The sequence below is a fragment of the Pseudomonas sp. S3_C06 genome, from assembly GCF_054667675.1.
Map to the genome: position 1 here is coordinate 6140538 of NZ_CP162747.1, position 21296 is coordinate 6161833.

Here is a 21296-nt window from a genome sequence, read left to right on the forward strand (position 1 = left end):
CTGCCCCACCTTGGCAAACATAGATAACCCGGTCGCCGAAATGGCCCCCGATGGCTTTTACCGCGTCGCGCTGGGCGTTGAGTACAAAGGCTCGCGCTACAGCGGCTGGCAGCGTCAATTGACGGGTGTGGCGACGGTCCAGGAAGAACTCGAAAAAGCCCTGTCGAAAGTCGCCAATTCGCCGGTTTCGCTGCAGTGTGCCGGGCGCACCGACGCCGGCGTGCATGCCTGCGGACAAGTGGTGCATTTCGATACGACGGTTGATCGTTCGCTGAAGGCCTGGGTCATGGGCGCCAATATCAATCTGCCGCATGACATCAGCGTCAGTTGGGCGCGGGTGATGCCAGCGCATTTCCATGCGCGGTTCAAAGCCATCGCGCGGCGTTACCGCTACGTTATTTACAACGATCAGATCCGCCCGGCGCATCTCAACGAAGAAATCACCTGGAACCACCGCCCGCTGGACGTCGAGCGCATGGCCGAGGCCGCGCAATACCTGATTGGCACCCACGATTTTAGTGCTTTTCGTGCCGGCCAATGCCAGGCCAAGTCGCCGATCAAGAAGATGCATCACCTGCGCGTGACCCGGCACGGCAAGATGGTCGTGCTCGACATCCGCGCCAATGCGTTCCTGCATCACATGGTGCGCAATATCGCTGGCGTGCTGATGACCATCGGTGCCGGCGAGCGCCCGGTGGAGTGGATGAAGGAAGTGCTTGAAAGCCGCGAGCGCCGTTCCGGCGGTGTCACGGCGCATCCGTACGGCTTGTATCTGGTGCAGGTCGAGTACCACGATGAATTCCCGTTGCCCGAGCGTTTTATCGGGCCACATTTCCTTACGGGTTTCTCCGAACTTGACGGCTGACGCCCTCGAACGCTTTTGTTACCATCCGGGACTTTCCCGGATTTTGCCTCGGAGTTTTTCTCGAAATGTCAGCCGTTCGCAGCAAGATCTGCGGGATTACCCGCATAGAAGATGCGCTGGCCGCCGTTGAGGCCGGGGCGGATGCGGTCGGGTTTGTGTTCTACGCAAAGAGTCCACGTGCTGTCACCGTGCAGCAGGCGCGGGCGATTATTCAGGCATTGCCGCCGTTCGTAACCACCGTGGGCCTGTTCGTCAACGCCAGTCGCTGCGAGTTGGGGGAAATCCTCGATGCCGTGCCGCTGGATCTGTTGCAGTTCCATGGCGATGAAGTCGCTGAAGATTGTGAAGGCTGGCATCGTCCGTACATCAAGGCGTTGCGGGTCAAGGCCGGCGATGACATTGCGGCAGCGGTTGATGCCTACCCGAGTGCCAGCGGCGTGCTGCTCGACACTTATGTCGAAGGTGTGCCCGGCGGAACCGGTGAGGCGTTCGACTGGTCATTGATTCCGCAGGTTTTGAGCAAACCGTTGATTCTCGCGGGTGGTTTGACGCCGGAGAACGTCGCAGATGCCGTGGCTCGGGTAAAACCCTATGCGGTAGACGTCAGTGGTGGAGTAGAGGCAAGCAAGGGTATCAAGGATCACGCAAAGGTTCGGGCGTTCATCGACGCTGTACGCAAAGCGCCATATTGATGTGACGGCTGGCAGTCTGCCGCCGTCCATCAATGCACTTGCACAAAGCAGGCGCGGCTGAGGGTTTCTGGATCGCACGCAGGTCATGTTTCGCGCTGACCGTGGCTGTCCATCAACCATCGCCACACACATGAATTTAGCTGAAGGGCATACGCGGGGCTGCGAACCAGAGCGTTCGGGCCGCCGGTACTGGAGAAAGAAAGCATGAGCAACTGGTTAGTAGACAAACTGATCCCTTCGATCATGCGTTCCGAGGTCAAGAAGAGCTCGGTCCCTGAAGGTCTGTGGCACAAATGCCCGTCTTGCGAGGCGGTGCTGTATCGTCCGGAGCTGGAAAAGACCCTGGACGTTTGCCCTAAATGCAACCACCACATGCGCATCGGCGCACGTGCACGCATCGACATCTTCCTCGATGCTGAAGGTCGCAACGAACTGGGCGCCGATCTGGAGCCGGTTGACCGTCTGAAATTCCGCGACGGCAAGAAGTACAAGGATCGCCTGACCGCTGCACAGAAGCAGACCGGCGAAAAAGACGCGCTGATCTCCGTCAGCGGCACCTTGCTGGGCATGCCGGTGGTGGTTTCGGCGTTCGAATTCAGCTTCATGGGCGGTTCCATGGGCGCCATCGTCGGTGAGCGCTTCGTGCGCGCCGCCAACTACGCCCTGGAAAACCGCTGCCCGATGATCTGCTTCGCCGCTTCCGGCGGTGCGCGCATGCAGGAAGCGCTGATCTCGTTGATGCAGATGGCCAAGACCTCGGCAGTGCTGGCACGCCTGCGTGAAGAAGGCATTCCATTCATCTCCGTACTGACCGATCCGGTCTACGGCGGTGTTTCCGCGAGTCTGGCGATGCTCGGCGACGTCATCGTCGGTGAGCCGAAAGCCCTGATCGGCTTCGCCGGTCCGCGTGTTATCGAGCAAACCGTGCGTGAAAAGCTGCCGGAAGGCTTCCAGCGCAGCGAATTCCTGCTGGAACACGGTGCAATCGACATGATCATCCACCGTCAGGAACTGCGCCCGCGTCTGGGTAACCTGCTGGCACAAATGACTGGCAAGCCGACGCCGAAATTCGTCGCCGCGCCAATCGAGCCGATTGTGGTTCCACCGGTACCTGCTGGCCTATGACCGAGCGCACCCTTGGCGAATGGCTCGCCTACCTTGAGCAGTTGCATCCGTCGGCCATCGACATGGGCCTGGAGCGTTCGCAACAGGTAGCGTCCCGCATGGGGCTGGGCCAGCCGGCGCCTCGGGTGATCACGGTCACCGGCACCAACGGCAAGGGTTCGACCTGCGCTTTCGTGGCTTCATTGCTGCGGGCGCAGGGCCTGAGCGTTGGTGTCTACAATTCTCCGCACCTGCTGCGTTACAACGAGCGGGTGCAGCTCAATGGCCTCGAAGCCACTGACGCGCAGCTGTGCGAAGCCTTTGCAGCAGTCGAGGCCGGGCGCGGCGACACTTCCCTGACTTACTTCGAAATGGGCACCCTTGCGGCGTTCTGGCTGTTTCAGCAGGCCGGGCTCGATGCGGTGGTGCTGGAAGTCGGGCTGGGCGGGCGTTTGGACACGGTCAATGTGGTCGATGCCGACATCGCGCTGGTCACTAGCATTGGCGTCGATCACGCCGATTATCTGGGCGACACCCGCGAATCCGTGGCTTTCGAGAAAGCCGGAATTTTCCGTCAGGGCAAACCTGCCTTGTGCGGCGATCTGAATCCTCCGCAACCGTTGCTCGACAAGGCGCGTGAACTGGCCTGCCCGTTCTTCCTGCGTGGGCGTGATTTCGACCTCGGCATTACTGATGAGCACTGGCAATGGCGTGGCACCGATGCGCGCGGTCAGGCTGTTGAGTTGCGTGACTTGCCGCTGCTCGATCTGCCGATGGAAAACGCCGCGTTGGCGTTGCAGGCGTACTTGCTGCTCGGTTTGCCGTGGAATGCGCAGCAGATTGTGGCGGCGTTGCAGGCGACTCGTGTGGTCGGTCGACTGGATCGCCGCTCGTTCGAGTGGAACGGCAAGCGTCTGAACCTGTTGCTGGATGTCGGGCATAACCCGCATGCCGCCGAGTATCTGGCCCGTCGTCTGGCCTCGCGCCCACCGGTCGGCAAGCGTCTGGCGGTATTTGGTTTGCTGTCGGACAAGGATCTGGATGGTGTTGTCAGCGAATTGAATGCTAGTGTCCAGCACTGGGCTGTGGCGCCGCTTGATTCACCGCGCGCGCGCCCTGTGGCTGAGTTGCACGCGGCATTGCAGAACCTTGGTGCCGCTGTCACGTCTTATGACAGTGTCGCGGCCGCACTGGAAGGGCAGTGCGCAGTAGCTACCAGCGACGACGAGATTCTGTTGTTCGGATCATTTTATTGTGTCGCCGAGGCCCTCGAATGGCTGTCCCGGCGCTCCACGGAGGAAGCGGCAAATGGCTTTGCTGGATAAAGCGTACAAGCAGCGCATGGTTGGCGCTTTGGTGCTGGTTGCGCTGGCGGTGATCTTCCTGCCAATGCTGTTTTCCCGTCAGGATGAGCAGCGTCAGGTGACGGTCGAGGCGCCTGCCGCTCCGCAAGCGCCTGTCGTGCCGCAAGTGCAAATGGAAACCGTGGCTGTTCCCGAGCCGCAAGCCTTGCCGCAAGAGCCAGTGCCAACGGATGAAGAGGTCGCCGAAGACACGGCGCCTGCTGCGCCCGTCGCACCGGCACCAACGGCTCCCATCATGATCACCAAGCCTGTTGCGCCGCCCGCGGTGGCCAAGCCGATTCCTGCGCCAGCCCAGCCGATTACCTCTGCATCGAGTAAGCCCGACACCACGCAAAGCCGCGTCGATGCCAACGGTCTGTCGGTGAGCTGGTCGGTGCAACTGGCCAGTCTGTCGAGTCGCGCCAGTGCCGAGAGTCTGCAGAAAACCCTGCGCAGCCAAGGCTATAACGCCTATATCCGTTCGGCCGATGGCAAAAATCGGGTTTTTGTCGGTCCGCTGATCGAGCGTGCCGAAGCCGATCGTCTGCGTGATCTGTTGGGTCGTCAGCAGAACCTCAAGGGTTTTGTTGTGCGCTTCCAGCCTGAGCGCGGTTAAAAACTATCGCCTCGATTGAAATGCACTGACAATCGCAGCTTACCGAGAGGCATGCGCTCTGCTAAAATGCGCCGCCTTATCCGTCTGTAGGCTGCACTGTGCCATTTACCTGGGTTGACTGGGCGATCGTTGCAATCATCGCCATCTCCGCTTTGATCAGTTTGAGCCGCGGCTTCGTCAAGGAAGCATTATCGCTGGTGACCTGGATCATCGCAGGAGTCGTCGCCTGGATGTTCGGTGGCTCATTGTCCGAGTACCTCGCCGGATACATAGAAACCCCATCGGCTCGCGTGATCGCGGGCTGTGCCATCATGTTTGTCGCCACACTGATCGTGGGCGCAATGATCAATTATCTTATCGGCGAGTTGGTTCGCGTCACCGGGTTGTCCGGGACCGATCGATTCCTCGGCATGGCCTTCGGCGCAGCGCGTGGCGTGTTGCTGGTGGTCGTGGCGGTCGGGCTGTTGAGCCTGGGGCCGGTACAGCAGGACGGGTGGTGGAAAGAATCACAGCTCGTACCAAAATTTCTATTGGTCGCTGATTGGTCCAAAAACCTGATTCTCGGGTGGAGCAGTCAGTGGCTTGCCAGCGGAATCAGCGTACCCGCTGATATTCCGTTCAAGGAGCAACTCTTGCCGTCGGCGAAAACGCCTCAGTGAGTGTTGTTCAGTTCAGATCCATTAAGTAGGGGTTGCGTCGCATGTGTGGCATCGTCGGTATCGTCGGTAAGTCGAACGTCAATCAGGCGCTGTATGACGCGCTAACCGTGCTCCAGCACCGCGGCCAGGACGCTGCCGGTATCGTGACCAGCCATGATGGCCGGTTGTTCCTGCGCAAGGACAATGGCCTGGTGCGTGACGTGTTTCAACAGCGTCACATGCAGCGTCTGGTCGGCCACATGGGTATCGGCCACGTCCGTTACCCGACCGCGGGCAGCTCGACTTCGGCCGAAGCCCAGCCGTTTTACGTCAACTCGCCTTACGGCATCACCCTGGCGCACAACGGTAACCTGACCAACGTTGAGCAGTTGGCCAAAGAGATCTACGAATCCGACCTGCGTCACGTCAACACCAGTTCCGACTCGGAAGTGCTGCTGAACGTGTTCGCTCACGAGCTGGCCCAGCGCGGCAAGCTGCAGCCGACCGAAGAAGATGTGTTTGCCGCCGTGACCGACGTGCACAACCGTTGCGTTGGCGGTTACGCCGTTGTGGCCATGGTGACCGGTTACGGCATCGTCGGTTTCCGTGACCCGCACGGCATCCGCCCGATCGTGTTCGGCCAGCGTCATACCGACGAAGGCGTCGAATACATGATCGCGTCCGAAAGCGTTTCGCTGGACGTGCTCGGTTTTACCCTGATTCGCGACCTGGCACCGGGCGAAGCGGTCTACATCACTGAAGACGGCAAGCTGCACACCCGTCAGTGCGCGACCAATCCGTCCCTGACCCCGTGCATCTTCGAACACGTCTACCTGGCGCGTCCGGATTCGATCATCGACGGCGTGTCGGTCTACAAGGCCCGTCTGCGCATGGGTGAGAAGCTCGCCGAGAAGATCCTGCGCGAGCGTCCAGAGCACGACATCGACGTGGTGATCCCGATTCCGGACACCAGCCGTACCGCGGCACTGGAGCTGGCCAACCACCTGGGCGTGAAATTCCGCGAAGGTTTCGTCAAGAACCGTTACATCGGCCGTACCTTCATCATGCCGGGCCAGGCGGCGCGCAAGAAGTCGGTGCGTCAGAAGCTCAACGCCATCGAGCTGGAATTCCGCGGCAAGAACGTGATGCTGGTCGATGACTCGATCGTGCGCGGCACCACGTGCAAGCAGATCATCCAGATGGCCCGCGAAGCCGGCGCGAAAAACGTCTACTTCTGCTCGGCAGCCCCAGCGGTGCGCTTCCCGAACGTGTATGGCATCGACATGCCAAGCGCCCACGAACTGATCGCGCACAACCGTTCGACTCAGGACGTGGCGGATCTGATCGGCGCTGACTGGCTGATCTATCAGGACCTGCCTGACTTGATCGAAGCGGTCGGTGGCGGCAAGATCAAGATCGAGAACTTCGATTGCGCTGTGTTCGACGGCAAGTACGTCACCGGCGACGTCGACGAGGCGTACCTGAACAAGATCGAACAGGCGCGTAACGACTCCTCGAAGATCAAGACCCAAGCGGTCAGTGCGATCATCGATCTGTACAACAACTGAGTTGTCACCGGCCCTGAGGGGCCGGTTTTGTATCTGACTTTCAATTTTCGCGAACAGGGCAAGGAGTGACAGCATGAGTCAGGAATGGGATGCCGGTCGGCTGGACAGCGACCTTGAAGGCGTAGCGTTCGATACCCTGGCCGTACGTGCCGGTCAGCACCGTACGCCGGAAGGCGAGCACGGTGATCCGATGTTCTTCACCTCCAGCTACGTGTTCCGCACCGCTGCCGACGCAGCCGCGCGGTTTGCCGGTGAAGTGCCGGGCAACGTTTACTCGCGTTACACCAACCCGACCGTGCGCGCGTTCGAAGAGCGCATCACCGCGCTGGAAAGCGCCGAGCAGGCTGTTGCGACTGCAACCGGCATGGCCGCGATCATGGCGGTGGTGATGAGTCTGTGCAGCGCCGGCGATCACGTGCTGGTTTCGCGCAGTGTGTTCGGTTCGACCATCAGCCTGTTCGAGAAGTACTTCAAGCGTTTCGGTGTGGAAGTCGATTATGTGCCTTTGGCTGACCTGTCAGCCTGGGATGCGGCGATCAAACCGAACACCAAACTGCTCTTCGTCGAATCGCCATCCAACCCTCTGGCTGAGCTGGTCGACATCGCCGCACTGGCGGAAATCGCTCACGCCAAAGGCGCGATGCTGGTAGTCGACAACTGCTTCTGCACTCCGGCGTTGCAACAGCCGCTGAAAATGGGGGCGGACATCGTCGTGCACTCGGCGACCAAGTTCATCGACGGCCAGGGCCGTTGCATGGGCGGTGTGGTAGCCGGTCGCAGCGAACAGATGAAAGAGATCGTCGGCTTCCTGCGCACCGCCGGGCCGACCTTGAGCCCGTTCAATGCGTGGATCTTCCTCAAAGGCCTGGAAACCCTGAACCTGCGGATGAAGGCCCACTGCGCCAACGCGCAGGAGCTGGCCGAATGGCTGGAGCAGCAGGACGGCATCGAGAAAGTCCATTACGCCGGTCTCAAGAGCCATCCGCAGCACGAACTGGCCCAGCGTCAGCAGAAGGGCTTCGGCGCGGTCGTAAGCTTTGAAGTCAAGGGCGGCAAAGAGGGCGCCTGGCGCTTTATCGATGCCACCCGGTTGATTTCGATCACTGCCAACCTCGGTGACAGCAAAACCACCATCACGCACCCGAGCACCACGTCTCACGGCCGTCTGGCGCCGCAGGAGCGGGAAGCGGCGGGCATTCGTGACAGTCTGATTCGCATCGCGGTCGGTCTGGAAGATGTCGCGGATCTGCAAGCCGATCTGGCGCGCGGTCTGGCAGCGTTGTGATCGAATTGTCGACCCCGAAAGCCGGTACCCATGGCCGCGTTGCGCTGGTCACGGGGGCCGCGCGTGGTATCGGTCTGGGGATTGCGGCGTGGCTGATCAGCGAAGGCTGGCAGGTGGTGCTGACGGATCTGGATCGTGCGCGCGGTTCGAAAGTGGCGAAGGTGCTGGGCGAAAACGCCTGGTTCATCGCGATGGATGTTGCCGATGAGGGCCAGGTAGCGCTCGGTGTTGCTGAAGTGCTGGGGCAGTTTGGTCGTCTCGATGCGCTGGTGTGCAACGCGGCGGTGGCTGACCCGCACAACATCACCCTGGAAAGTCTCGATCTGGCTTATTGGAATCGCGTGCTGGCGGTGAATCTCAGCGGACCGATGCTGTTGGCCAAGCACTGTGCGCCTTATCTGCGCGCGCACAACGGTTCGATCGTCAATCTGGCCTCGACCCGAGCGCGGCAGTCGGAGGCGGACTCTGAGGCCTATGCGGCGAGCAAGGGTGGCTTGCTGGCGCTGACGCATGCGCTGGCGATCAGCCTGGGGCCGGAGATTCGCGTCAACGCGGTCAGTCCGGGCTGGATCGATGCGCGCGATCCATCTGCGCGTCGAGCCGAGCCTTTGGCCGATGCCGATCATGCTCAGCATCCAGCGGGCAGGGTAGGGACAGTTGAAGACGTCGCGGCCATGGTTGCCTGGTTGCTGTCGAGGAATGCCGGGTTTGTCACCGGGCAGGAATTCGTCGTCGATGGCGGTATGACGAAAAAGATGATCTATAGCGAGTAGATCGCCTTTTTCTACTGAATTTGCGTTGAATGAACTGACGCCTTCGCGAGCAGGCTCGCTCCCACATTTGGAATGCATACCCCCTGTGGGAGCGGGCTCGCTCGCGAAAGCGGTTTTGCAGGATGGAAACAATTTCGTCTTTTTTAGAAAAACTTCAATCCTGCTATTGACTTAGGTTCGCTACCTGCGTAAATTTCGCGGCCTCGGAGATGCAAACGGGTGATTAGCTCAGCTGGGAGAGCGTCTGCCTTACAAGCAGAATGTCGGCGGTTCGATCCCGTCATCACCCACCACTCCCGAGATACTTGCGTAAGCAAGAGCGTAGGCTGAAAGTGCCTGCACCGACGCGCAGCGGTAGTTCAGTCGGTTAGAATACCGGCCTGTCACGCCGGGGGTCGCGGGTTCGAGTCCCGTCCGCTGCGCCATATTTTACGAGTCAGACGTTGTCTGGTTCGCGATTGCAAAGCACCGAAGCTTGCAGTCAAAACGAGTTACTTGAGCGCAAGCTCAAAGCGATACGCAGCGGTAGTTCAGTCGGTTAGAATACCGGCCTGTCACGCCGGGGGTCGCGGGTTCGAGTCCCGTCCGCTGCGCCATATCTGCTTCAAGGACCACTGAACGCCTTGACGCACCGAAAGCAACCTTTGGTTGATTCGGAATCGATAGCAAAGACCCTGGTCGAAAGACCGGGGTTTTTTGTGTCTGGAATTTGACATTTCCTCTCTTTTTCGCCTGCCCCCACTCCTGAAGCCAACACAAATCCCTGTAGGAGTGAGCCTGCTCGCGATGGCGTCAGTTCAGCCATGCTGCTGGTGACTGACACTCCGCCATCGCGAGCGGGCTCACTCCTACAAGTGTCTACCCGCCTGCTGCGGTGCCACGTCGCATTGATTTTTTGATTCTTTATTCAAATTTTTGTAACTGGTTGTTTGCTGCGAGCGCAGAAACCTTTAAAGTTAACCTTTCGGTCAGCTTTGCACTGTCAACACGCCCTTTGTTTCGCCAAAGAGGGCTTCTGCAAGACTCGAGATTCCCCAGTAGATAACCAGAAGGGCGGACACATAACCGCCCAGAGGATGATCCATGTCCAACCGTGATATATCCCGGCGCTCGTTCCTCCAGGGCGGGCTGGTGGCGGGTGTGAGCGTCACGCTCACGCCGCTCAGCAGTCAGGCGCTGGCTGCCTTGATGGAAAACAGCGTCACCGTGCCGTCCGAGAAATGGCTCGGCAATAACGGCAAGGCGCGTCAGCGTAACGACGCACTGTCCAAGGTCTGCGGCAGCAAAGTCTTTGCCCGCGACATCCGCTCCAAGGACATGCCGGGCTGGCCTGAACAGCAAGGCCACGCCATGCTGCTGAAAACCATCAAGGCTGACCGCATCTACGCCGGTTACGACCTGTCGTGGCTCGGCGCCGATTTGCAGCCGGACCGCATCGTCACCGCCGCGGATCTGGACAAGGACGGCATTGTCTTCCCGGAAGAGCACGCGCCGGACCCACTGCTGCCGGAAGGCAAGGTGCCGATGTTCATCGGTCATCCTGTGGCGATCCTGATCTGGAACGACTTCGAGCGTTTCCGTCAGGCCAAGAACAAACTCAAATTCAATGACAAGGCGATTCGTTACGGTGCCCAAGTGCCGTTCTACGAAGGCGACCCCTATGGCAGCTTCCGCTACGTACGTGTGGGCGGCGCGACCTCGGCAGACGAAGATGAGTTCGCCAGCCTCAAGGACTCGATCCTGTTCCCGATGCTGAAAAACCGTCGTCCGGTGTGGAATTCCCAGCCGAACCTGCACGGCAACCTGACCGAGCGCGGCCTGTTCTACGCCGATCGCATGAAGAAAGAGATCGATACACCGCCGAACAACTGGCTGGTGTTCGACGAGCGCTACAAGACCCCGTCGATCGAACCGGCCGCGATGGAGCCGGACAACGGCAACGGCTGGTACGACCCGAAAACCAAAACCCTGCACTTCGTGGTGGCCACCCAGTGCCCGTTGGAAGCGGCGACCGAGACCGCGAAAATGATCGCGCCGTCGCGCTTCGGTCTCGACAACCTGAACATGCACCCGGGTTATACCGTCGGTTACGGCTCCAAAGACCACAACATCTTCGTTTACTACGCAGCCCTTGCTGCGCTGTATGGCGCCGGCGTGCCAGTGCGTCTGGCCAACGACCGCTACGAACAATTTCAGAGCGGCATCAAGCGTCACCCGTTCGACATTCGCTACCAACTGGCGGTGGACAAGAACGACTACACCTTCAAAATTTTCCGCGCGGAAATGAGCGTCGACGGTGGTGGTCGCATCAACTACAGCCCATCTGTAGCGGCGGTTGGCGCCACGGCCGCGCAGTCGATCTACTACATGCCGCAGAACGATCTGCAAGTCACCGCCTACCACTCGCGTGGCGTTGAGGCCGGTTCGATGCGTGGCTACGGCACTCTGCAAAGCATGGCGGCGACCGAGATGATGGTCGACGAAATCGCCAATCGCCTCGGTGTCGATGCGATTGACCTGCGTCGCAAGAACGCCCTGCGTTCGGGCATGAAAAACACCCAGGGTGCGATCCCCGCTGGTGCTTTGCGCCTGCATGAAATTCTCGACAAGGCCTCGGTGCACGAAGTCTGGAAAAACCGCGACGCGATCAAGAAGCAACGCGAAGCCGCCGACCCGGACAACTGGTACGGCGTCGGTTTCGCCATCTGCCAGAAAGACTTCGGCACCGGTTCCGAAGCGCCGATGGCCAGCATCGAATTCACCGCCGACGGTCGCATCACCCTGCGCCACATCGGCATCGAAATCGGCACCGGAATGTCCACTTCGCAAGCCCTGGTCGTGGCCGATTTCCTCGGCAGCCCGGCGCACGAAGTGAAGACCGGTGAAACCGAATGGAAGGAAATGCAGCTGATCACCAGCGGCAACCCTTACATCATGAGCCAGACCGAGCAGGACAACCTGCTGCGCAACCCGCGTTGGGTTGGCAAATTGGCCTCGGCCTCGTCGGCGACCAACTCGGCTTACTACTTCAGCCACGCCACCCGTGAAGCGGCGCGCGTGCTGTTCAACAACGGTTTGTGGCCGGCGGCCATGGAAATCTGGCGTCAGGGTCCTTACGGCGGTCAAGCCAACCCTTACGTTGTACGTCGCGAAGATGCGCATTGGGTTGACGGCAAACTTACCGCCAACGGCATGCAGCCGTTGAGCTTCGAAGAGCTGGCCAAACACGCTCACGAGCGTGGCCTGGTGACCGGCGCCACCGTTCATGCGTTCAACCGCTGGAGCTGGGCTGAAGCCGAATACAGCATCGACGGTGTGCGCGAGCGTCTGCCGCTCGATGGTCTCGCCGTGAAATACGGTGACGGCGCGCCGAAAGCGAAGAAAGCGTTGATGACCACGTCCGGTTTCCACCTGTTGGATCGCCAGAACATCAATTACCCGGTTGTCCAGTTGAACAACGCCGCGGTGACTTACTACAGCCCGGTCGCCACGTTGGTCGAACTGAAGGTCAACAAAGGTTCGGCAGAAGTCGAAGTGCTCAATCACCACTCGTGGGTCGAGTGCGGTCGTGTGCTGGTCGAAGAGCTGGTCAAGGGTCAGCTCGAAGGCGGTATCGCCATGGGCATCGGCCACGCCTTGATGGAAGAGATGCCGCTGTATGAAGGCGGGCCGGGGGAGGGTGACTGGAACTTCAACCGTTACCGTCTGCCGATGGCGCGTCACGTTGCCGTGTGGAAGCAGACTGCGGAGATTCTGCCGCCGCTGTCGCCAAGCGATCCGTCGAAAGGCATCGCCGAAGTGGTGATGATCCCGATTGTCGGTGCCATCGGTAACGCCGTGGCGCACGCCATCGGTAAACGTGTTCGCGATCTGCCAATCACTGCTGCGCGCATCAAGGAGGCCCTCAATGGCTAACCGTCCGCTTCAACTGACCCTCAATGGTCAATCCGTCGGCCCGGTGGACATCCCTGATGACCTGCCGATGATCGACTACCTGCACGAATACAAAAACCTCACCGGTTCGCGTCTGGGCTGTGGCCAGGGCATCTGCCACGCCTGCGTGGTGATCGTCGATAACCCGGACGGGACCAGCGAAGAGGTGCGCACCTGCATCACTGGCGCGCATTATTTCGAGGGCAAGAAAGTCCGCACCATCGAATCGCATGCCAAGCGCGACGAGGCGGGCCAGGTCACCGAGCTGAACCCGATCCAGCAGCGCTTTGTCGACGAGTTCGCTTTCCAGTGCAGCTACTGCGCGCCGGGCTTCGTCAACGCCGCGACCGTGCTGGTCGAAAAGCTGCAGCGCCAGCCGACCGTACAAAGCAAGCTCGAACAAGTCATCGAGGACAGCCTCGGCCACCACGTCTGCCGTTGCACCGGGTACGTGCGTTATTACAACGCCACCCGCAACGTGCTGACCGATCTCGGCCTGGTCAAGGAGGGTTAAGCATGAAGCTTTTTCTGACCCGCCTGACCCTGGCGGTCGGCCTCGCTGCGCCGGTGTTGTTTGCCCATGCCGATGATCAGGTCAAGCGCGGCGAGTATCTCGCTCGAGCCGCTGACTGCATGGCCTGCCACACGGCAGCGGGCGGCGCACCATTTGCTGGTGGCCTGCCGATTGTGTCGCCGTTCGGCACGATCTACGGCACCAACATTACGCCGAGCAAGGAGCACGGCATCGGTCTGTACAACGATGACGAGTTCTTCGCTGCACTGACCGAAGGCAAGCGTCGCGATGGCGCGAACCTGTATCCGGCGATGCCGTACACCTCGTATCACTTGATGCCGCGTGCAGATTCGGATGCGATTCATGCGTACCTGAAAACCATCGAGCCGATCGAGCGCGCAGCTCCGGTCACCAGCCTGAGCTTTCCGTTCAACGTACGTCCGGGTCTGATTGGCTGGAACATGATGTACGGCAAAGCGCTGAAGCTGGAGCCGGCCGAAGGCAAAAGCGAAGCCTGGAAGCGTGGCCAGTACATGGTCGAAGTGCTCGGTCACTGCGGCGAATGCCACACTCCGCGCGGTCTGCCCGGTGCGATGCAACTGGACAAGCGCCTCACGGGCGGCATCCTCAATGGTTATCTGGCGCCGAGCCTGCTGGCCACGGATCTGGCCGCTCGCGGCTGGAACGAGCAGGATCTGGGCACGTTCCTCAAGCACGGCATGAGTGCGCAGGGGACGATGTTCAACGAGATGTTCCCGGTGTTCCATAACAGCACCCAAGGCCTGAGCGATACGGATCTGGCGGCGATGGCGACGTTCCTGCTCGGCGACAAACCGCCGGCAGCCAAAGCGCTGGTTGAAGTGCCGGTGGAGAAACTCAGCGCCAGTGCCCAGCGCGGCCAGCAGGAATACCTGAACGTCTGCGCCGGTTGTCATGCGGTCGGTGGCGAAGGCAAGCCGCACATTGCGGTGGCCATGCGCGGCAACACCACGTTGCGTCTGGAAGACCCGCGCAACCTGTTGCGGGTGATCGAGGATGGTATCGGCGAGCAGAAGTTCTCCGGTTTCGAGCGCATGCAACCGATGCCGGGTTTCGCCGACAAGCTCAAGCCTGAACAACTGACCGACCTGCTCAACTACTTGCGTCAAGGTTGGGGCGGTCAGTCGGCTGAACTGGCGGTGAGCGACGTGCAGAAACTGCAAGCCGACGCACCGTCCATCGAGCACAAGGCGCACTGACATGCAGCATCTCGATCTACAAGTGGTGCGGCGAGCGCTGGAGTGGTCGGTGGCGGGGCAGCGCATCTGGCTCTGCACCGTGCTGACCACCTACGGTTCGGCACCGCGTGCGCCGGGTTCGCTGCTGGCGGTGAATGACGGCGGACAGTGGATCGGCTCGCTGTCGGGTGGCTGCGTTGAAGAGGATTTTCTCGAACGCGTTGCCGAGGGGGCGTTTCTCGATGCAGTCAATGTCGTGCGTTACGGCGAAGGCGATGATCCGCGCTCGCGGGTCAGTCTGCCCTGTGGCGGCATTCTCGATGTGCTGGTAGAGAAATTTGACGCTGGCTGCGAGGTGCAGGCGCATCTGCGCGAATTGGAGTCGGCGCTGCTTGGTCAGCGTCGCTTGATTCGCGAGGTTGATCTGGCCAGCGGTGCGCGCACTCTGTTCGCTGATTGCGAGCAGGGTGCGCGGATCGAGCGCGAGATTGATCGGGTGCGGATTCGCGTTGGCGCGGCGCAGCGTTTGTTGCTCGCCGGCTATTCCAGCGTGGCGCAGGCGTGTGCCGAATTTGCCGTCGGCCTCGGGTTTGAAGTGATTCTCTGTGATCCTCGCGATGAAGTGCTGGAAGGCGTGGTGCTGGGTGGCGTTGAGATTCGTCGGCAATTGCCGTCGGTGTTTATTGCTGACGGTGGTTGTCATCGTGATACGGCGGTCGTCGCGCTGACGCATGATCCTCGTATCGACGATCTGGCAATGATGGAGGCGGTGCGCACAGAAGCGTTCTACATTGGCGTAATGGGGTCGCTGCAAACATCGCAGAAGCGTTTCGAGCGGTTACGTCGGATTGGCGGCTTGGGGGAGGCTGAGCTGGCGCGGATTCATGCGCCGATTGGTCTTAATCTTGGCAGCAAGACGCCGGCGGAAATCGCCCTGGCGGTGCTGGCGGATATCCTGCGCATCCGTAGCGGGATTGCTCGGGATCAGCTCTGAAACCGTTCAGTGTTGAATAAAAAGGGCCGCTGTTCAGCGGCCCTTTTTTACATCCCGAATTTGTCGCGTAAGCCGTAATACCAAGCGCCCAAGGCAGCAAACGGCGTGCGTAACAGTTGCCCGCCGGGGAACGGGTAGTGCGGCAAGTCGGCAAACGCATCGAAGCGCTCAGCCTGACCGCGCAACGCTTCGGCGAGGACTTTGCCTGCCAAATGCGTGTAGGTCACGCCATGGCCGCTGCAGCCTTGCGAGTAATAAATGTTGTCGCCCAGGCGCCCAACCTGTGGCAAGCGCGACAGGGTCAGCAGGAAATTTCCGGTCCAGGCGTAGTCAATCTTCACATCCTTGAGCTGGGGGAACGCCTTGAGCATTTTCGGGCGGATGATCGCTTCGATATTGGCTGGATCGCGCGCGCCATACACCACGCCACCGCCGAAGATCAGGCGCTTGTCACCCGTGAGACGGTAGTAGTCGAGCAGGTAGTTGCAGTCTTCAACGCAGTAGTCCTGCGGCAGCAGCGCTTTCGCCAGCTCGTCTCCCAGCGGTTCGGTGGTGATCACTTGCGTGCCGCATGGCATCGATTTGGCCGCCAGTTCCGGTACCAGGTTGCCGAGATAGGCATTGCCGGCGACGATGATGAACTTGGCCCTGACCTTGCCTTGCGGCGTATGCACCACCGGATTGGCACCGCGCTCGATGCGCACGGCGGGTGACTGTTCATAGATAGTACCGCCGAGGGATTCAATCGCAGCCGCTTCGCCGAGCGCGAGGTTCAGCGGATGAATATGCCCGCCGCTCATGTCGAGCATGCCACCGACGTATTGATCGCATGCCACCACTTCGCGAATACGGCGTTGGTCGAGCAATTCGAGTTGTGTATGGCCGAAGCGCTCCCAGAGGCGTTTCTGCGATTCCAGATGGCCCATCTGCTTGGCGGTAAGGGCTGCGAATACGCCGCCGTCCTTCAGATCGCACTGGATGTTGTACTTGGCCACACGCTCGCGAATGATCCGGCCACCCTCGAACGCCATATGTCCGAGTAGCTGCGCTTGCTTGGGGCCGACGCTGCGCTCGATCACGTCGATGTCGCGGCTATAGCTGTTAACGATCTGCCCGCCATTGCGCCCCGAAGCGCCGAAACCGACCTTGGCCGCTTCCAGCACGGTGACGCGAAAACCGTTTTCCAGCAGAAACAGGGCAGAGGACAATCCGGTATACCCGGCGCCGATCACACAGACGTCCGTCTCCACATCATCCTGCAAGGCAGGGCGGGGCGGTACGGCATTGGCCGACGCAGCGTAATAAGACTCTGGGTAAGGGGTGTTCGCCATCCTGCAGCCTCTGTTTAATATATTTTACGAGTGCGTCGATCCTACCCGAGTTGAAAAACCTCCGCCAGCCACCGGAAAATCTTCGTCGGAGCCCCGAAATTAAATATTTTGCATATTCATAGGGTTAGGTGAAAAAAAGGTGTTGACACCCCTCCGGAATTCCGTAGAATGCCGCCTCACAGCAGGCACGTAGCTCAGTTGGTTAGAGCACCACCTTGACATGGTGGGGGTCGTTGGTTCGAGTCCAATCGCGCCTACCAAACAAAATCCGCTCTGCTGGGCGGTCTGGAAGGGCTCACCGAAAGGTGGGCCCTTTTTTGTTGTCTGCGATTTGTAAAACGTTTGCAAAACCCCCATCTCAGAACAGCTAATTCGGGTCTGGTCAGGGGCCTCCGATAACATCGCAAGATTATCAATCCAGGCATTATCAATGAAGACATGGATGGCAGTAGGGATAGTACTAGCGGCTATGCAGGCAAGCGGTACGGTATATGCCGACGATAGTGGGGATGGGGTGAAATTTTTAAAGTCTTGCAAAGGACTCCTAAACTACTGGGATGGTAAGCCGACGGAGGCTAGCTATGATGCAGGAGCCATGGGCTACTGCGTGGGAGTCGTACGAGGTGTCCGCGGCACCCTGCAAATTCTTGGCAGCGAATTAAAGGACGGCCGTCTTAGGGTGTGCCTGCCTGAGGATTACACAGAGCAGGCTGGAGTTCGCTCAGTCGTTAACTACCTTGATGATCATCCTGAAAAATTGACGTCCTTAGTTGAGAGCGTCACGATGCTGGCGCTCCGCTCTTCATATCCCTGTAGATAACGGCGGCGCCGCAGTTTCCAATCCGCAGTCACTTTCATGTAGACCGGGGCGGCTATGATTTTTCGACTTCTCGGGTAATCCCTTGATGGTGTGCTGCTCGAGGTCAACGCCCGACTTCAGCTACAGCACAATATCCTCCCGCCGCTGAAGGCTGAGGTATCTGAGTTACCTTTCGAGAAATTCACTTAGGTAGCTCATGTTGCGATTCGAGATTTTCAGTAATGGGCAACGTATCGGGTGGTCCGATCTCGAGCTTGGCGATCCGCCTATGGGGGTTGCTTTTGGTGTGTTTGTACCAAGTCCTGACTACTCCAGCTTCCAGCAGCAAATCAGAGCCTCTACTCAGCGAGACCAGAGACACTTCAACTTTGCTGTACACATTGTGGAAGGGCAGCAGATTCGTGCCTCCGGCGTGTCCATTGCAGACTACTCGGCTGATTGTGGGCCGGATGTAATAGAGATCACCGTTCTAGGTATCGAGTACCCGGACTATGGTGAAATTTTTCCAGCGCACGTTGACGCTTATCGGCACCAATTTGATGTCTAGCTGTATCAGCAATTGAGAGTCTTGGATGGTTTACGGATCTATCGCTGCGCAGGTTATGGCGAGGGATGCTGATCCACTGTGAGTGGTACTTCATCGTTTTGCGGTCCTTGCTGAATTGCGCGCGCATGTCTTCGTTGTGCGCCCATCATGATCGAGTTGCTGCATCGTCGAGCCGGGCAGTTAGCTGACGATTCGCCCGTTCGTCGCCAGCGACCTTTAAAAAAGTGTGGATATTGAACAGGTTACGACTGTTACTAACCAACCGGTTATCAAAAAAACGTTGTTACTGTTGGTGGAATTAAGTAACATCCGCCCCGCGTTCACCACCACGGTTTATGCATTTTTAAATCCCAAGCTTCCATCAGCTGCTTGGGATTTTTTTTGCCTGCGATTTGGCATCTGCTGTTTCAATTCTCCTCGCAATGCGTCATCGCGCCCGGCGATTGCGCCGAAAGCAAATCCCTGCTTTTTCGACTACTACTGACTGGCCGATTTTCAACTCATCTTGATGGGGGTGTATCGATGCTGGTTCATTGGTTTCTTGCAGCTATTCATCTACTGGCTTTTGCCCTGGGCTTTTGGGCGGTTCTGACTCGAGGGACGGCATTCAGCCGCCTTGCTGCTGGCGCAGGTGAGGCAAGGCGCGTTTTGCTCGCCGATAATCTATGGGGTATTTCTGCGTTGATTCTGCTGGTGACAGGTGGAATGCGGGCGTTTGGTGGCTTTGAAAAGGGCACTGACTATTACCTTCATCAGCCACTGTTTCATCTGAAGATGACGCTGTTTGTGCTGATACTGATTGTCGAGCTCGCCCCGATGATCACGTTGATCAAGTGGCGGATCGCGTCCGCACGTGGCGCAGCAATCGATACCGGGCGCGCGAAGCTGTACGCGCGAATCAGTCATGTGGAGGCGTTGCTTTTGGTGCTGATGGTGGTTGCGGCCACGGGCATGGCGCGAGGCGTGACATTCGGTTAGAGGGCGAATTCTCTGCGCGCTATCGGAAACGTCCGACAGCCAGTCTCGGGGATGGCAGGTAGTATCGGGCGGCAAGGAGATAGTGGGGGGATGTAGTGGAATCGGAATTGGATTTGGTGCGTCAGGCGCCGTGCCCAGCGGAGTGGGGAGCGGATGGCAATACGGCGCGTGAATCTCTAGCCAGTCATTCCACAAGGTAAACGGACTGGCTACTGACTGCGATTGGTTCAGGGAGTTTGTGGCTTGTCCGGGGCGGTCAGGCCAGCCTGAATACGTTGGTAAATCTCTTCACGGTGAACGGCAACGTTTTTCGGAGCGTTGATACCAATGCGAACCTGTTGGCCGCTTACGCCCAGAATGGTGATAGTGATGTCATCACCGATGTTTATGCTTTCACCGACTTTGCGGGTGAGTATCAGCATGGTCTTCTCCTTGATTGCTTTGTAGGGCACCTGATTCAGACAGTGCAGAGGTCGGTGGTACGTATAGATTAGTGCGAAGTCTCACGGTTTGGGTGCCTCTTTCTGACGCGCAGAAGCGGCATTAATTCCCAGGGCGTAACTATACAGAGGCTGCAACCATCAATCTCGTTGTTTTGTGCCCATTTTGCGGGGCTCGCGAAGTATTTATGAATGATAAGATCGCGGCTTTGAGAATTTCGAGGAAAGCGTTGTGCGCAAATTGGTTTGGGTAGTCGCGGCACTGGTATTGGCAGGGTGTGGCGAAGGCAAGAACGTAGACGCGCCGAAACCACAGTCGGCCGCAGTGACGGCACCGGCGGCGGTTGCACCACAATGGGATCTCGAGGTGCGCGGCGAAACTCCGCAGGCTGTCAGCGACCTGAGCGGCTGGTTGATTGAGCACGCCTTCGTGCCTACGGTGATCAAGGACAGCAGTGGCAAAGCGCGAATTCTGATTGGTCCCTTCAGCTCGCAAGCCGAAGCTGAAGCCCGAAAAGTACAAGTGGATGCCGCTCTGGTGAAAGCCAAGAAGCAGAATATTGAATCGGTGGTGATTGAGCACCCGCTCACGCCGTAACTGCTGCAGTTCAGCGGAGCGACCTAAAGGACCTCGGATGTGGCTCGTCTTATACGAGTCAGTCACGATTTTCCGAAGGAGCTCCGCATGGCCTCCGCCAATCCTTACAAGCTGTTCGACGTCATCCTGCATCGCAAAACCTTACTCAGCCCGCACATGATGCGGATCACGCTGGCCAGTCCTGCCGTTAAGGAAATGGCCACTTGGGCGCCGGATCAAAGGGTCAAACTGTTTTTTCCTGCGGCTGATGGTTCGCCTGCCAGGCTTGCTCAGGGCGAAGGTTGGTACGCCCGCTTCAAGGCAATGATTGCCGATCGACGTCCGGCCATGCGCACTTACACCATTCGCCATTTGCGTGCAGAACAAGGCGAAGTGGACATTGATTTCGTCCTGCACGGTGAAACCGGGCCGGCTTCGCGTTGGGCGCTTCGGGCGCAGCCCGGTGATTCGATGCAGATTCTCGCCCCGGATCGCCGCTTTTCAGCACGGGACGCCGGAGGATTCGAATGGAAGCCGCCGCAGATCCTCAAGCAGGTTCTGCTGGTCGCCGACGGCACGGCGCTACCTGCGGCCATGGGCATTCTTGATGAGTTGGCTGCTATGGCCGAGCCGCCCCTGACGCAGGCGTTCTTCGAGGTCGACAGTCCTGAAGATATGCTGCCGGTTCCCGATTGGGCGGGGCTCACGGTGCAGTGGCTGATCCGGGGCCAAGCCAGTGCTGGTACGTTGATGGTGGCGGCGGTACAGAAAGCGGTTTCGCCCATTCATGCCTCATCCATCGGCCAGGCTGTCGAGTTGGCCGAGGTCGATATCGATAAAGAGATTCTTTGGGAAATAGCCGAGACAGCCAGTGAGGGTTTCTATGGCTGGATCGCTGGAGAAAGCGCTGCGGTGATGGGCCTGCGCAGGTACTTGATTAAAGAATGCGGGATCGCGCGGCAGTCGCTCAACCTGATGGGGTACTGGCGCTACAACAAGGCAGGCAGCTAGCCACAAAAAAGGCCTCGGACATGACGTTCGAGGCCTTTTCTTTTAAGTGT

General features: G+C 59.1%; 20 protein-coding genes and 4 tRNA genes. 22 read left to right on the forward strand and 2 right to left on the reverse strand.

The features are described from left to right. The first annotated feature begins 40 nt into the window (after positions 1 to 40). The 16 genes from truA (at position 41) to AB4N44_RS27270 (ending at position 15542) form a co-directional block, all read left to right on the forward strand. Entirely contained in the window at positions 41 to 865 is an 825-nt protein-coding gene (gene truA, locus AB4N44_RS27195; RefSeq protein WP_460111673.1) for a tRNA pseudouridine(38-40) synthase TruA, read from the forward strand. A 65-nt stretch (positions 866 to 930) separates the two neighbouring features. After that, a complete protein-coding gene (locus tag AB4N44_RS27200; RefSeq protein WP_160039050.1) occupies positions 931 to 1557 on the forward strand; it encodes a phosphoribosylanthranilate isomerase in 627 nt (208 codons plus the stop codon). A gap of 204 nt (positions 1558 to 1761) precedes the next feature. Next, positions 1762 to 2682 (forward strand): acetyl-CoA carboxylase, carboxyltransferase subunit beta, encoded by a 921-nt coding sequence (gene accD, locus AB4N44_RS27205; protein ID WP_016984535.1) that lies wholly within the window; start codon positions 1762 to 1764, stop codon positions 2680 to 2682. Beyond that, complete coding sequence (gene folC, locus AB4N44_RS27210) at positions 2679 to 3986, forward strand: bifunctional tetrahydrofolate synthase/dihydrofolate synthase (RefSeq protein ID WP_460111309.1); 1308 nt, start codon at positions 2679 to 2681, stop codon at positions 3984 to 3986. The genes accD and folC overlap by 4 nt, the downstream gene beginning before the upstream one ends. Next, positions 3970 to 4620: an SPOR domain-containing protein gene (locus AB4N44_RS27215; RefSeq protein ID WP_127926583.1), complete on the forward strand. Its 651-nt coding sequence runs from the start codon at positions 3970 to 3972 to the stop codon at positions 4618 to 4620. Before folC ends, AB4N44_RS27215 begins: the two co-directional genes overlap by 17 nt. Before the next feature lie 98 nt (positions 4621 to 4718). Beyond that, a complete protein-coding gene (locus tag AB4N44_RS27220; protein ID WP_007913461.1) occupies positions 4719 to 5279 on the forward strand; it encodes a CvpA family protein in 561 nt (186 codons plus the stop codon). A 41-nt stretch (positions 5280 to 5320) separates the two neighbouring features. Then, the gene (gene purF / locus AB4N44_RS27225) at positions 5321 to 6826 is read left to right on the forward strand and encodes an amidophosphoribosyltransferase (RefSeq protein ID WP_007913462.1); all 1506 of its coding nucleotides are present in this window, start codon (positions 5321 to 5323) and stop codon (positions 6824 to 6826) included. 73 nt (positions 6827 to 6899) lie between these two features. Next, the gene (locus tag AB4N44_RS27230) at positions 6900 to 8111 is read left to right on the forward strand and encodes an O-succinylhomoserine sulfhydrylase (protein ID WP_460111306.1); all 1212 of its coding nucleotides are present in this window, start codon (positions 6900 to 6902) and stop codon (positions 8109 to 8111) included. Next, positions 8108 to 8884 carry an SDR family oxidoreductase gene (locus tag AB4N44_RS27235; protein WP_077571931.1) on the forward strand — a complete coding sequence of 259 codons (777 nt, stop codon included), beginning with the start codon at positions 8108 to 8110 and terminating at the stop codon, positions 8882 to 8884. The genes AB4N44_RS27230 and AB4N44_RS27235 overlap by 4 nt, the downstream gene beginning before the upstream one ends. A 217-nt stretch (positions 8885 to 9101) precedes the next feature. Continuing rightward, a tRNA-Val gene (locus tag AB4N44_RS27240) sits at positions 9102 to 9177 on the forward strand. Between the two features lie 55 nt (positions 9178 to 9232). Beyond that, positions 9233 to 9309, forward strand: a tRNA-Asp gene (locus AB4N44_RS27245). Between the two features lie 94 nt (positions 9310 to 9403). Continuing rightward, positions 9404 to 9480: transfer RNA gene (locus tag AB4N44_RS27250), tRNA-Asp, on the forward strand. 487 nt (positions 9481 to 9967) lie between these two features. Next, positions 9968 to 12799, forward strand: coding sequence for a xanthine dehydrogenase family protein molybdopterin-binding subunit (locus tag AB4N44_RS27255; RefSeq protein ID WP_127926586.1), 2832 nt, complete (start codon positions 9968 to 9970; stop codon positions 12797 to 12799). Further along, positions 12792 to 13331 carry a (2Fe-2S)-binding protein gene (locus AB4N44_RS27260; RefSeq protein WP_122609025.1) on the forward strand — a complete coding sequence of 180 codons (540 nt, stop codon included), beginning with the start codon at positions 12792 to 12794 and terminating at the stop codon, positions 13329 to 13331. Before AB4N44_RS27255 ends, AB4N44_RS27260 begins: the two co-directional genes overlap by 8 nt. Before the next feature lie 2 nt (positions 13332 to 13333). Beyond that, the gene (locus AB4N44_RS27265; protein ID WP_460111304.1) at positions 13334 to 14569 is read left to right on the forward strand and encodes a c-type cytochrome; all 1236 of its coding nucleotides are present in this window, start codon (positions 13334 to 13336) and stop codon (positions 14567 to 14569) included. Between the two features lies 1 nt (position 14570). Next, positions 14571 to 15542 (forward strand): XdhC family protein, encoded by a 972-nt coding sequence (locus tag AB4N44_RS27270; protein ID WP_150751561.1) that lies wholly within the window; start codon positions 14571 to 14573, stop codon positions 15540 to 15542. Between the two features lie 47 nt (positions 15543 to 15589). On the opposite strand, the gene AB4N44_RS27275 is transcribed toward AB4N44_RS27270, so the two are convergent. Further along, entirely contained in the window at positions 15590 to 16873 is a 1284-nt protein-coding gene (locus tag AB4N44_RS27275; RefSeq protein ID WP_127926589.1) for an NAD(P)/FAD-dependent oxidoreductase, read from the reverse strand. Between the two features lie 183 nt (positions 16874 to 17056). Here AB4N44_RS27275 and AB4N44_RS27280 point away from each other — a divergent pair. The 4 genes from AB4N44_RS27280 to AB4N44_RS27295 all read left to right on the forward strand — a co-directional run bounded on the left by AB4N44_RS27280 (position 17057) and on the right by AB4N44_RS27295 (position 19218). Then, positions 17057 to 17133: transfer RNA gene (locus AB4N44_RS27280), tRNA-Val, on the forward strand. Positions 17134 to 17342: 209 nt separating this feature from the next. Continuing rightward, positions 17343 to 17693 (forward strand): Rap1a/Tai family immunity protein, encoded by a 351-nt coding sequence (locus tag AB4N44_RS27285; RefSeq protein ID WP_224790141.1) that lies wholly within the window; start codon positions 17343 to 17345, stop codon positions 17691 to 17693. A gap of 196 nt (positions 17694 to 17889) precedes the next feature. Beyond that, entirely contained in the window at positions 17890 to 18240 is a 351-nt protein-coding gene (locus AB4N44_RS27290) for a hypothetical protein (RefSeq protein WP_150774001.1), read from the forward strand. A 522-nt stretch (positions 18241 to 18762) separates the two neighbouring features. Beyond that, positions 18763 to 19218 carry a DUF2214 family protein gene (locus AB4N44_RS27295; protein WP_460111672.1) on the forward strand — a complete coding sequence of 152 codons (456 nt, stop codon included), beginning with the start codon at positions 18763 to 18765 and terminating at the stop codon, positions 19216 to 19218. 227 nt (positions 19219 to 19445) lie between these two features. Here AB4N44_RS27295 and csrA read toward each other — a convergent pair whose 3' ends face one another. Further along, positions 19446 to 19640, reverse strand: a complete 195-nt coding sequence (gene csrA, locus AB4N44_RS27300; protein WP_003179932.1) for a carbon storage regulator CsrA — start codon at positions 19638 to 19640, stop codon at positions 19446 to 19448. Between the two features lie 250 nt (positions 19641 to 19890). Here csrA and AB4N44_RS27305 point away from each other — a divergent pair, with 250 nt between their 5' ends. Beyond that, positions 19891 to 20256, forward strand: coding sequence for a sporulation protein (locus AB4N44_RS27305; RefSeq protein ID WP_034152756.1), 366 nt, complete (start codon positions 19891 to 19893; stop codon positions 20254 to 20256). Positions 20257 to 20343: 87 nt separating this feature from the next. After that, a complete protein-coding gene (locus AB4N44_RS27310) occupies positions 20344 to 21246 on the forward strand; it encodes a siderophore-interacting protein (protein ID WP_150751558.1) in 903 nt (300 codons plus the stop codon). The last annotated feature ends 50 nt before the right edge of the window (positions 21247 to 21296 follow it).